Raw genomic sequence first — 11,938 nt, 5'->3', positions numbered from 1 at the left:
GGGCAGCAACGATGGCTTCAGGGGCGGTTACCCGTGTTCGTGCCGGTGTCACCTTGGCCCTGAGCCCCCTCCGAGCCACTGCCGCCCATCCCGGGCAAATCGCGGTCGTCAGTCTGCTCCGCAGGTGGGCTGTCCGGGTCGTTACCCTTTATGCGCGGGTCGGTATCCCGCGGCATGGGTTTTTCGATGGGGTTGAGGGTGCTATCCGCGCCAGGTTGCGGCGCGGAGCTATGCGGGTCGTCGGGGTAGGTCGGGCCGGTGCCGACGGCCAGCGCCAACGGCGAGGCGAGGAGGGCGATCAGCAGGATGCTGGAACGGGGCATGGCAAGCTCCTTTGCTTCGGTCAGGACTCATATTTCCCTTCGGCCCTAGCCGGAACGTCATGGTGCCATTACCCCGATCAACGGTTACACCACCAGCGATAGCAGCATGATGAAGATGATCCCGACGATGGAAAGAATGGTCTCCATCATGCTCCAGGTTTTGAAGGTTTCCGCCACGGTCATGTTGAAGTACTGCTTGACCAGCCAGAAGCCGGCGTCGTTCACATGCGACAGGATCAGCGAGCCGGCACCGGTGGCCAGCACCAGCAGCTCCCGGTTCACCCCCGGTACCAGGTCGATCACCGGGGCGACGATGCCCGCGCCGGTAATGGTGGCGACCGTGGCAGAGCCGGTGGCGATGCGGATCACCGCCGCCACCAGCCAGGCCAGCATGATCGGCGAAATTTCAGCCTGCACGGCCATCTGCCCGATCACATTGCCCACCCCGGTGTCGACCAGCATCTGCTTGAAACCGCCACCGGCACCGACGATCAGGACGATGGCGGCGGTAGGCGCCAGGCTCTGGTCGAGCATTTTCATGATCTGCTGGCGGTTGAAGCCGCGAGCGGAGCCAAAGGTATAGAAGGCCAGCAGCAGGGCGGCGAGCAGGGCGGTGATCGGGTGGCCGATCAGGTCCATCCACTGGCGCACGATATGCTCGGCAGGCAGCACCACGTCGGCAAAGGTTTTCAGCAGCATCAACGCCACCGGCAGCAGCACCGTGATCAGGGTGATGCTGAAGCTCGGCAGGTTGCCCTGATCGGATTCCTTGGCGATCTGGTCCATCAGTTCCTGGGACGGGTTGCCCGGGATATAGCGGGAGATGAAGTTCCCGAACAGCGGACCGGCAATGATCGCGGTAGGCAGCGCAACGATCAGGCCGTAGAAGATGGTCTTGCCGATGTCGGCGTGGAAAATGCCGATCGCCAGCAGGGGGCCTGGGTGGGGTGGCACCAGGCCGTGTACCACCGACAGGCCGGCCAGCAGCGGAATGCCTATCTTCACCAGCGACACCCCGGAGCGCCGGGCAACGATGAACACCAGTGGAATCAACAGAACGAAGCCAATTTCGAAGAATAGCGGGATGCCCACCAGGAAGGCGGCGAACATCATCGCCCAATGCACGTTCTTCTTGCCGAAGGCGCGGATCAGGGTTTGCGCGATCTGGTCGGCACCGCCGGAATCAGCCATCAGTTTGCCAAGCATGGTGCCCAGGGCGAGCACGATGCCGACAAAGCCAAGCACGCCGCCAAACCCGTCCTGGAACGATTTCATTACCTTGGCCACCGGCATGCCGGAAGTCAGGCCCAGGAAACCGGCCGCGAGGGTGAGGGCAACGAAGGGGTGCACTTTGAAATGGGTGATCAGCAAGATCAGCCCGACGATGGTAACCAGCGCGTCGAGCAGCAGGAAGGTATCAGTAGCCAGTCCGAACATGGTTTGAAGGCCTCGGTCTTATCGTTGTTTTGGGCGGAGCTATGTGGAACTTTGCCCGCGTTCGCGGGTCGGGGTAGCGCTGTCTTTGGTGAGCCGGGAAAACCGCCAGGTTCAGGCGGTTTGCGCCAGGCCCTGCTCACCGCAGTGCTTTAGCCAGCGGTCTACCGCTTCGGCCAGTGCATCGATGGGCTGCGTGGCGTCCAGTGCCAGGGTCAGCGGTTCGCCGCGTGGGGATTCCAGGGCCGCGAACTGGCTATCGATCAGGCTGGCCGGCATGAAGTGGCCGGGGCGGGCGAGAACGCGCTTTTCGGCCTCGGCGGGGGTCAGTTCGAGGAACACGAACACCAGCCCTGGCATCGCCTCGCGCAGGGTTTCGCGATAGCGGCGCTTGAGTGCCGAGCACGTCAGGATGGGACGCTCCCCGGCCTGGGTGGTGGTTTGCAGCTCTTTACCAAGGCGCACCAGCCAGCCGGCTCGGTCGCTGTCGTCCAGCGGGATGCCAGCGCTCATCTTGCGAATGTTTTCGGCAGGGTGGAAAGCGTCGCCTTCGATCAGGCGACCGCCGCTTCTGGCAGCGATGGCGGCACCGATGCAGCTTTTGCCGCAACCGGCCACACCCATCACCACAATGGCGGACAGGGGAGAATTCATCAGTACCTCCTGCGGGGTGAGATAGCGCTGTCTCGTCTCAGACGTACAGCCACCTCCCCGGTGTTATTGGTCTTGTCCTTACGCAGTATGGACGCCTGGTGGCGAGCGCGTGATGGCTGCTACCAAAGATTACATTGCCTGCGTCCTGAGACAGCGCTACCTTAGTGGCCGTTCCCTCTCCTTGCAAGTAGTAAAATTACAACATCCATGTCCCGCACCGGCTCCCGAACTACAGGTCGTCCCACGCTGGCAGAAGTTGCCAGGCTTTCCGGGGTTTCCCCGATTACCGCTTCGCGCGCCCTGCGCGGGGTCAGCACAGTCGCGCCGGAGCTAGTCGAAAAAGTCATTGCCGCAGCCGCGAACCTTGGCTACGTGGCCAACCATGCCGCCCGGGCGCTGGCCTCGGCACGCAGCCAGTCGGTGGTGGTGCTGATCCCGTCGCTGTCCAACCAGTTGTTCATCGACACCCTGGAGGCGATTCACGAGGTCATGCGCCCGCGTGGGTTTGAGGTGCTGATCGGCAACTATCACTACGACCTTGCCGAAGAAGAGAACCTGATCCGCAACTACCTGGCGTATCAGCCTTGCGGCATGCTGCTGACCGGTTTCGATCGCAGCGATACGGCCCGGCAGATGTTGGCCGCCAGCGGTGTGCCGTGTGTGCACATGATGGAACTCAATGGTCAGCCGGGGGCGTTGTCGGTCGGCTTTTCACAGCAGCAGGCCGGGCGCGCAGCTGCCAGGCACTTGATCGAGCGCGGGCGCAAGCGCCTTGCGTTCATTGCTGCACAGCTCGACCCGCGGGTGATGCAGCGGGCCGAGGGCTTTCGCCAGGCGCTGGCCGAGGCCGGCCTACAGGCGGCCGAGCTGGAAGTGCTGGCGCCGGAGCCTTCGTCGATCGCGTTGGGCAGTACGTTGTTCAGCCAGTTGCTGCAGCAGGCCCCGGATGTCGACGGTATCTTCTTCTGTAACGACGACCTGGCCCAGGGCGCAGTGCTGCAGGCATTGCGCCAAGGGGTGGAGGTGCCACGCCAGGTGGCGATGGTTGGCTTCAACGACCTGCCGGCTTCGGCCCACATGGTGCCGCGCCTGACGTCGATCCGCACACCGCGGGCTGCCGTCGGTCGGGGCGCGGCGCAGGCGTTGCTGGCGTTGCTGGATGGCAAACGGGTGGCCAATGCGCAGCAGGACCTGGGTTTTGAGCTGATGGTGCGGGAAAGCTCCTGAAGGCCCTGCGAGGTCGCAGCGACAGCGACCGCAACGGCCTGGGGATTTGGTGAACAGGTAGTAGTCACAAAGTGATAGCACTGTGCTTGCACGGCGCCTGCGGCGATCTATGCTCAGAAAACCGCGCATAAGGGAGCCCTGCGTCATGTTCGATTCCCACCGCAAAGCAGATTTGGTCGAGATCCAGCGCAGTCATCAGGCGTTGGCCAATGCACAGGCCAAACTGGCCGCCATCAGCCGTTCCATGGCAATGATCGAGTTCACGCCCGACGGCACCATCCTCGATGCCAACGAGCGCTTCTGCCAGGCCATGGGCTACAGCGCCGACGAGCTGCGGGGCAAGCATCACCGGCTGTTCTGTGAGGCGGACTACGCCAAAAGTGCCGAGTACCAGCAACTGTGGCGCGAGCTGGGGCAGGGCAAGGCCATCAGCGGTACCTTCGAGCGGGTGGACAAGGCCGGGCGCGAAGTCTGGCTGGAAGCCAGCTACATGCCTGTGCTGGATGACCAGCGCCAGGTCACCAGCGTGATCAAGGTGGCTGCCGACATCAGCCAGCGGGTGATGCTCGAACACGAAAGTGAAAGCCTGCTCAAGGCCATCGGCCGCTCCATGGCGGTGATCGAGTTCACGCCGCAAGGCCGCGTGATCAAGGCCAACCAGAACTTCCTCGATACCATGGGCTACCGGCTCGATGAAGTGGTCGGCCGGCACCACGGGCTGTTCTGCCTGGCGCATGAGCGCGAGTCGGCCGAATACCGGGAGTTCTGGGCATCGCTCAACCGTGGCGAATACCACTCGCACCGTTTCGAACGCGTCAACAAGCAGGGCCAGACGGTCTATCTCGAGGCCTCCTACAACCCGATCTTCGACAGCAAGGGCCGCCTCTACAAAGTGGTCAAGTTCGCCAGCGATATCACCCACCAGATCTGTACCCAACAAAGCGCTGCCGATGCCGCCCATGCCAGTTCGGTGCAGACTGACGCCTGCGCACGCAAAGGGACCGAGGTGGTACAGCAGACGGTGCAGGTGATCGAGCAGATTTCTCAGGAACTGAACGACGCGGCGCGCAGCATCGACGCGGTCAGCAAGCAGTCAGATGTGATCGGTCAGATCGTGCTGACCATTCGCGGCATTGCCGACCAGACCAACCTGCTGGCGCTGAACGCGGCCATCGAGGCGGCCCGGGCCGGCGAGCACGGGCGCGGCTTTGCCGTGGTCGCCGACGAGGTGCGCAACCTGGCGGCGCGCACCAGCAAGGCCACCCTGGAAATCGTCGATGTGGTGCGACAGAACCACGACCTGTCGCTACTGGCGGTGGCCAGCATGCAGTCGAGCCTGAACCGTACCGGCCATGGGGTGGCGTTGGCCAACGAGGCCGGGACGGTGATCATGGAAATCCAGCAGGGCTCACGGCACGTGGTAGATGCCATCAGCCAGATCAGTTCGACGCTGCAATTGCATTGAGCGCGTCGCGCATCTCGTCCAGCAGCACCTGCAGGCTGGCCTCCAGGTGCGCACGCTGTTCCACCGTCGATAGACCCTCTGTGTGGGCCTGTTCGATGGCTTCGCAATCCCTGACCACGGTGCGCACCCTGATCATCTTGGCGCCACCCTTGATGCGATGGGCCAAGGTACGCACGGCCTCGTCCGAGGCATCCGCGCCCAACGCGCGCAACGTGGCCAGGTCTTCGCCAACACTCACTGACAGTTGCTCCAGCAGGTGCCGAGTCAGTTGCTCGTCATCCTGAGTCAGGTGGCGCAGTTCGGCCAGGTTGAGCGCCCCACGGCCTGCTACCGCCGGGTGTTGCCGGGGGCGGGCCTGAGGCAGGTGGGTCTTGAGCGTGCGCAGGCCGATCGGTTTGAACAGGCATTCATCCATGCCACTGGCCAGGCAGCGGGCGCGTTCCTCGGCCTGGGCGTTGGCCGTGACACCCAGGATCCAGCACGGTAACAGGCCGCGTTCGCTTTCCAGGGCGCGAATGCAGCGCGTGAGTTCGTGCCCGTCCATGACGGGCATGCTGCAATCGGTGATCACCAGGTCGAAGCGCCCGGCCTGCCAGTGGGCAAGGGCGACTTCGCCGTTCTCCGCCAGGGTAACGTGGTGCCCCAGGGTGTGCAGTTGCCGCTCCAATAGAAGCAGGTTGGCGGGATAGTCGTCGACCACCAGAATGTTCAGCGCTTCGCTGCGGGTTTCCGGCGGCAGCATCTGTGTGGCTTGGGCCGGCGCAGCGCAGGTGGGCAGTTGCAGGTTGACCTGTACCCGGGTACCAACGCCTTCGACACTCTGCAGGGTCAACACGCCGCCCATCAATTCGGCCAGGGTGCGGCTGATGACCAGGCCCAGGCCAGCACCTTGCCGGGCCCTCGGCCCTTCAGCCTGGACGAAGGCGTTGAACAACCGCGCCTGGTCGGCGGGGCTGATCCCGATACCGGTGTCGCGTACATTCATCTCGATGGTCAGCATGCCGTGCCCGGCGACCTTGGGCAGTAGCAGGCTGGCCTGCACTTCACCACGGTCGGTGAACTTGATGGCATTGCTGATCAGGTTGGACATGACCTGCTTGAGCCGCAGCGGGTCGGCCAGCACCCAGACCGGTTCTGACGGCAGTTCGCTGTGCAGGTGCAGCCCCTTGGCCCGGGCATTACCGTCGAACACCCGCAGCGTCGCGCGCACCAGTTCGACCAGGTCGGTGGGCACCGGCTGCAGGGTAATGTGGCCGGATTCGATGCGGGAAATATCGAGAATGTCGCCAATCAGCTCAAGCAGGCCGATGGCCGAATCGTGTGCAGTCTGCAGGGTCTGGGTATCGCTGCGCCCGCTGCGACAGTCTTCCAGGGCCAGCTCCAGCAGACCGATCACAGCGTTCATCGGGGTGCGTATTTCATGGCTCATGGTGGCCAGGAAGGTACTTTTGGTCTGGCTGGCCTGTTCGGCGTCGTCCTTGGCTTGACGCAGCTGTTCAAGCAGCCCGCGGCTCAGCGCCAGCTGGGCCTGCAGCGCATGCTGGGCCTCGGTGCGCTGGTTGATCAGCTTGCGCAGGTAGCTGTTCCAGAACACCACCCCGGCCAGCAGCAGGGCCGACAGCACCAGCACCTGCAGGGCCAGGGTGCGGTAATCGCGCCATGGGCTGTCGCTGACCAGGGTGCTGGTGCGCCAGCGGTTGATCAGCTGGTCGAGCTCTTCGGGCGGAATGCTCAAGAGCGCCTTGTCGAGAATGGCCTGAAGCTGCGGCTGGTCGGCGGCCACGGCGAAAGCGGCAATGGCCGGCTCGTCGTCAAGTACGCTGGCGATGCGCAGGCGGTCCTTGAACACATGGTTGATGTAGTAGGCAGCATTGATATGGCTGCTCAACGCAACGTCGGCGCGGTCATTGGCCACGGCCTCCATCAGCCCGAGGGGGTTGTCCACCTCCACCAGGCGGGCTTGCGGGTAGCGTTGTTGCAGGGCTGCCCGTTGCGGCGATCCTCGAACCAGGGCGATGCGCTGGCCGCCCAGCGCCTTGGTGTGTGCGGGGGAGGGATGATCACTGCGTGTGACCAGTACCCGTGGGCTGATCAGGTAGGGCCGGGTGTAGCGCAGTTGCTTCAAACGGTCTGCGCTGTAGCCCAAGGCGCCGATCATCATCGCATCACCTTTGCGCAGGCGCTCGACCATGGCGGAGGCCGAAGTGCTTTCGACAGGCTTGAATTGCAAACCGGTACGCAGGGCGATCTGCTTCAGCAGATCGAGGGTTATACCGCTGGGGTGGTGCTTGGCATCGTTGAACGTCAGGGGCGCTAGCGAAGTATTGACCAATACGCTGACGACGGGGTGGTCGGCAATCCACGCTTCCTCTTCGTTGCTGAGGGCGGTCAAGTGGCGTTGTAGCAGCAAGCTGGTGTTGCCGCTGCTCCAGCGGCGCAGGATGTTCAAGCGTTCGCTCTCGCTGATGCGCGCCAGCGCCTTGTCGACCAGCTGGCGCAAGCGCAGGTTGTCGCGGGCCAGGGCAAAGGCGAAGGGTTCGGGGGATGCAGGGGAAAAGTGATCGATCTTCAGCGTACCCTGAAAGCTCTTGCCGATGATGAAGTCGGTGCTGATGGCATCGCCCAGGTACGCGTCTGCCTCGCCCAGCTCGACAGCCGCGAGCCCGGCCAGGGTCGAGCGGTACAGGCTAAGCTGCGCGTTGGGGTACAGGTTGCGCACGCTGCTGGCCGGCAGGTAGTGATCGACCATGGCCAGGCGCAGGCCACCGAGGTCGGGTGTGTGCTTCAGGCTGCGCCCTTCACGGGTGATAATCACCGGCAGGTCGTCGGCATAGGGCGTGCTGAGGGTGAGCTGGGCGTCCGCGGCCTCGAAGGCGTTGGAGCTGCCCAGCAGGTCAATGCGCCCCTCGCGCAGCGCAGTGATGGCTTCGTGACGGCTGTTGTAGCGACGTACCTCGATGGCAATACCCAGTTGTTCGCCGATGATGCCGGCATAATCGGCACTCAAACCCTCGTAGTCATGCTGGCTGACGTTGATTTCGAACGGTGGGTAGTCGGGGCGCGAACTGCCCAGTACCAGCCGTTGGTGTTGTCGTAGCCAGTGGCGGTCGTCACCGGACAGTACCAGCGGGGCAGCGGCGCTGACCGAGCGCGCCAGTAACTGGCGGGGTTCGCTATCGGCCAGCAACGCGCTGCAATGGACCAGGCCGATGGTCACCAGGGCGCTCGCCATCAGGCGCTTCATGGGTTTAGGCACTCAGTAGACGCTGTTGCGCTTGGCCAGGTCGACCATTTCCACCAGTGATTCGGTCTTGAGCTTTTCCATGATGCGGCCCCGGTAGGTGCTGATGGTCTTGGCGCTGAGGTTCATGCAGGTGCCGATATTCTTGTTGTTCTCGCCACGTGCCAGGCGCCGCAACACTTCCATTTCACGGTTGGACAGGCTGGCCAGGCGAACCGGCTCGCTGTCGAGCGAATTGCTGTTGACCGACATTTGCGGAAAGGTCGAATAACCCTTGACCAATGCCTTGAGGGCGAACAGCAGGGCGTCGTGATCCTCTTCTTTGGTGACGAAGGCGCCGATGCCGGCATCCAGGCAACGGCGTACGTACAGGTCGGTGGCCTGGCCGGTGAGCACCATGATCTTCGGTACAGGCTCCAGGCATTGCAGGCGTTTGATGACCTCCATGCCGTCCAGCCCTGGCAGGCCAATGTCGAGAATGACGACGTCCGGGCGCAGTTCGCGGGCCACCTGTGCCACTTCACTGCCATTGCCCACCTCGCCAACCACCTGAAAGCGTTCGCGTTCGAGCATCATGCGCAAAGACAGCCGGACGATGGGGTGGTCGTCGACGATCAGCACGGTTGTCATGAAGAAAACTCCTGTCGGGATGTGGTCCGTTTCCTGGAACACTCAGGAATACGTCTGCAAGTAGGATTATCGGAAGCGCTGCACGATACGACCATTCCCGAGGTTTGGTAATGCCGAGTATAGAAGTGTTGAAAGTACCTGCGTCTGTTGTTGAAAAGTCCTACAAAAAACGGGAAACATCACCCTGTAGCAGCGGTGATGTCGTTTTCTTGTGGCCGATCACGCGCAGGCTGAGTGTGCTTTGTTGATGCGCAGGGTGGAGGCAGGGTTGTTGGCCAGTGCCTGCCCGACCCGCGTTGGGCGCGCCACCAGCTGGCCGCTGCAGTTCGGGCAGCGGCCCTGGAAACGGGTTTCGGCACAGGTACGGCAGAACGTGCATTCGAAGGAGCAGATCAGCACGTCAGGGCTGTCGCCCGGCAGGTCGGTATCGCAGCATTCACAGTTGGGGCGTAATTCCAGCATCGGCATGGCTCCTGTACGCAGGCGGGAACCCGCAGTCTGCTATGCCCGTGGTCAGGCTGGCAATGCTCAGTCGCCTGGGCGATACAGGTGGGCGTGACCGGCACGGTACAAGGCGGATTCGGCGAACGGCGTATCGCCCAGTACATGGCCTACCAGGATCAGCGCCGTGCGGCGAAAGTCTTTGGCTGCCACACGCTCGGCAATATCGCCCAGCGTGCCGCGTACCCAGTCCTGGTCTGGCCAGGTGGCCCGGTGTACCACTGCCACCGGGCAATGCGCGCCGTAGTGCGGCAACAGCTCGTCGACAATGCGCGCAAGGTGCTTGACCCCTAGGTGGATCGCCAGGGTGCTGCCATGGCGCGCCAGGTCGTGCAGCTGTTCGCCGGGCGGCATGGGCGAGCTGTCGCCATAGCGGGTGAGGATCACCGTCTGCGCGACCTGCGGCAGGGTCAGTTCGCAGCCGAGCAGGGCGGCGCTGGCTGCGGTGGCAGTGACCCCGGGGATGATCTGGTAATCGATGCCCAGTGCCTGCAGGTGGCGGATCTGCTCGCCGATGGCGCCGTACAGGCTAGGGTCGCCGCTGTGTACCCGGGCCACATCCTGGCCGCGCTCATGGGCGTCGTGCATGGCCGCAATGATCTGCTCCAGGTGCAGTTCGGCGCTATTGATCACGGTGTCGGCCTGATGCCCTTCGAGTACGGCGGCAGGCACCAGCGAGCCGGCGTAGATGATCACCGGGCATTGGCGAATCAGCCGTTGGCCCTTGACCGTGATCAGTTCCGGGTCGCCGGGACCGGCGCCGATGAAGTAGACGGTCATGGAAAATCCTTGCAGTGAAGAGGGTAATGAAGCGTTCAGCAGGCCAGGGCGAGGGTCGCCTGGCCCAGTACCTGGCGGGGCAGCAGCAGGCTGGCGGTGCCCAGTCGTTGGCTGGCCAGGGCCAGTGCGGCGCTCTCGGCCACACCCCAGCAGCCAGTGTGGGCATGGGCCGCGGCTGAACGGTGGCTGAGCAATGGCGCGTAAGCTTGCAGTTGCGTGCCATGGTACAGCACCAAAGGCACGCCGAGGCGTTCGGCCAGCGCCTGCAAGCCGGGTTCGTCGGCCTTCAGGCTGATGCTGGCGATGCCGCGCAGGTCGGCCAACGCCAGGCCCTGGTGATCCAGCGCCTGGCGCAGCAGGTGGTGCAGGGTATCCGCCGGGCAACCCCGGCGACAACCGATGCCTGCGTAGAAGGCCTGCATCAGGCCTGGCTGGAACGGCGGAACAGCCACGCGCTGAGCAGGCCCAAGGCTACCCAGAAGGCGGCATTGGTCAGCCAGGAGGCCAGCTTGAACTGGGTTTCCAGCGCTTCGGGGGCCAGGCTTTCATGCACCTCGGGTTGTGGTGCACCGATCACATGGGGGATGACCAGCAATACCGCACCCAGCGCCTTCAGCAGCCAGTGACGGGCGAACACCAGCAACGCCAGGCCCAGGGCGGTCGCACTGGCGGTGCCGATCCACCAGGCCTGACGTTGCCCCAGGTCGGCAGCCGCCGTACCTGGCAGTTCCGGCGGCAAGCCCAGGGTCGGGGCCAGGCAGAACACGGCGAATCCGGCCAGGCCCCACAAGGCGCCAGTGCCGATGCGCCTTGGCTCGCGCAGGCTGTACAGGGCGGCGAGGATCAAGGCGAAGCCGACCGCGACTACCAGGTTGCCGCCGGTGGTGGACAGTACGCGCTGCCAGCCGTCTTCCGGCGACCAGGCTTCGGCACTGTGCTCATGGGCAGGTGCTTCGCTGCCATGTTCGTGGTGGGCGGCCGGGGCCGAGGACTCGTAGGTTTCCGCCTGGAGAATGAGCGGGGCGACCCAGAAACTTTGCAACAGCGTCAGCAACAAGGCCGCAAGCAGCCCGCTGAAGCCCGCGGTACGGGCAATGCGCGTGATCATCGGGCGTACTCAGTCAGTGGCAGGGGAAGGCGGCGCTGTGGCGGGTGTCGTGGGCGGCGTTGTGCACGGCCTCGATGTGCGAGAAACCGGCGAAATACACCAGGCACAGGCCGAGCAGGCTGGCGCCGACAGCGATGACTACGCGCTGGCTGAGGGTAACGGGGGTGGCAAGGCTGTGTGGCTTGGCGCTGGTGACGGGCATGACGCGGTCCTCTGCTTTTTTGTGGGCAATGGGCAAGCGCGGCAGCCCCGGGCACGCTCGCCCAGGGGAATGCAACAGCGCCCGCCCACCGCGGGGTGTTCATGAACGCCAGGCCGGTCTCCGGGCTTGCGAGGAAGAGCTGGGCTCCTTGAAAACGTCACCTTCCCATGCCGCATTACAAGGCACAGTGGTACAGACGTTTCACTCGCTTACCGTTGCGGGGGCAGCACCGGCATTGTCCGGCCCTGTTGGAGGGCCTGCGACGCACCGGTTTCCCGTTTCACCCCAAAGGGGCACCTGAACGCGAGGCATAAGGAGAGCATGGGGCGGGCGTGGCGTCAATTGCCAGATCCTGCAGGCGTGGCCTTGTGCT

The 11,938-nt window shown here is 63.9% G+C and carries 12 protein-coding genes, 1 pseudogene and 1 riboswitch; of the genes and pseudogenes, 3 read left to right on the top strand and 10 right to left on the bottom strand.

The window, feature by feature from the left end; genetic code table 11:
* Positions 1-17: 17 nt before the first annotated feature.
* The 3 genes from DMX11_RS02280 to DMX11_RS02270 all read right to left on the bottom strand — a co-directional run bounded on the left by DMX11_RS02280 (position 18) and on the right by DMX11_RS02270 (position 2,411).
* The gene (locus tag DMX11_RS02280; protein WP_110743011.1) at positions 18-323 is read right to left on the bottom strand and encodes a hypothetical protein; all 306 of its coding nucleotides are present in this window, start codon (positions 321-323) and stop codon (positions 18-20) included.
* Positions 324-407: 84 nt separating this feature from the next.
* Positions 408-1,760, bottom strand: a complete 1,353-nt coding sequence (locus tag DMX11_RS02275; protein ID WP_003253832.1) for a GntP family permease — start codon at positions 1,758-1,760, stop codon at positions 408-410.
* A gap of 111 nt (positions 1,761-1,871) precedes the next feature.
* Positions 1,872-2,411, bottom strand: a complete 540-nt coding sequence (locus tag DMX11_RS02270; protein WP_110743010.1) for a gluconokinase — start codon at positions 2,409-2,411, stop codon at positions 1,872-1,874.
* A gap of 207 nt (positions 2,412-2,618) precedes the next feature.
* Here DMX11_RS02270 and DMX11_RS02265 point away from each other — a divergent pair, with 207 nt between their 5' ends.
* The 3 genes and pseudogenes from DMX11_RS02265 to DMX11_RS26355 all read left to right on the top strand — a co-directional run bounded on the left by DMX11_RS02265 (position 2,619) and on the right by DMX11_RS26355 (position 5,103).
* Positions 2,619-3,638: a LacI family DNA-binding transcriptional regulator gene (locus DMX11_RS02265; RefSeq protein ID WP_110743009.1), complete on the top strand. Its 1,020-nt coding sequence runs from the start codon at positions 2,619-2,621 to the stop codon at positions 3,636-3,638.
* Between the two features lie 109 nt (positions 3,639-3,747).
* Positions 3,748-4,566 (top strand): annotated as a pseudogene (locus tag DMX11_RS26360) (PAS domain-containing protein); the annotation flags it as partial.
* Positions 4,567-4,608: 42 nt separating this feature from the next.
* Positions 4,609-5,103 carry a methyl-accepting chemotaxis protein gene (locus DMX11_RS26355; protein WP_371105382.1) on the top strand — a complete coding sequence of 165 codons (495 nt, stop codon included), beginning with the start codon at positions 4,609-4,611 and terminating at the stop codon, positions 5,101-5,103.
* Here the strand turns inward: DMX11_RS26355 and DMX11_RS02255 are convergent.
* The 7 genes from DMX11_RS02255 to DMX11_RS02225 all read right to left on the bottom strand — a co-directional run bounded on the left by DMX11_RS02255 (position 5,078) and on the right by DMX11_RS02225 (position 11,565).
* Complete coding sequence (locus DMX11_RS02255; protein ID WP_110743007.1) at positions 5,078-8,347, bottom strand: transporter substrate-binding domain-containing protein; 3,270 nt, start codon at positions 8,345-8,347, stop codon at positions 5,078-5,080. The two genes, DMX11_RS26355 and DMX11_RS02255, sit on opposite strands and share 26 nt — an antisense overlap.
* 12 nt (positions 8,348-8,359) lie before the next feature.
* Positions 8,360-8,974 (bottom strand): response regulator transcription factor, encoded by a 615-nt coding sequence (locus tag DMX11_RS02250; RefSeq protein WP_110743006.1) that lies wholly within the window; start codon positions 8,972-8,974, stop codon positions 8,360-8,362.
* Between the two features lie 219 nt (positions 8,975-9,193).
* Positions 9,194-9,436, bottom strand: coding sequence for a DUF1272 domain-containing protein (locus tag DMX11_RS02245; protein ID WP_110743005.1), 243 nt, complete (start codon positions 9,434-9,436; stop codon positions 9,194-9,196).
* A 66-nt stretch (positions 9,437-9,502) separates the two neighbouring features.
* Complete coding sequence (gene cobM / locus DMX11_RS02240; protein WP_110743004.1) at positions 9,503-10,255, bottom strand: precorrin-4 C(11)-methyltransferase; 753 nt, start codon at positions 10,253-10,255, stop codon at positions 9,503-9,505.
* Between the two features lie 35 nt (positions 10,256-10,290).
* Entirely contained in the window at positions 10,291-10,677 is a 387-nt protein-coding gene (locus DMX11_RS02235) for a cobalamin biosynthesis protein (protein ID WP_110743003.1), read from the bottom strand.
* Positions 10,677-11,363, bottom strand: a complete 687-nt coding sequence (locus tag DMX11_RS02230) for a CbtA family protein (RefSeq protein WP_110743001.1) — start codon at positions 11,361-11,363, stop codon at positions 10,677-10,679. Before DMX11_RS02230 ends, DMX11_RS02235 begins: the two co-directional genes overlap by 1 nt.
* 13 nt (positions 11,364-11,376) lie before the next feature.
* Positions 11,377-11,565: a CbtB-domain containing protein gene (locus DMX11_RS02225; protein WP_110742999.1), complete on the bottom strand. Its 189-nt coding sequence runs from the start codon at positions 11,563-11,565 to the stop codon at positions 11,377-11,379.
* Positions 11,566-11,658: 93 nt separating this feature from the next.
* Positions 11,659-11,881: riboswitch (cobalamin riboswitch) on the bottom strand.
* Between the last annotated feature and the right edge of the window lie 57 nt (positions 11,882-11,938).

Source organism: Pseudomonas sp. LB-090624 (assembly GCF_003205205.1).
In the GTDB taxonomy this organism is placed as follows: domain Bacteria; phylum Pseudomonadota; class Gammaproteobacteria; order Pseudomonadales; family Pseudomonadaceae; genus Aquipseudomonas.
The sequence above is the reverse complement of the archived record's forward strand: the minus strand, read 5'-3'. Positions and strand labels throughout refer to the sequence as shown.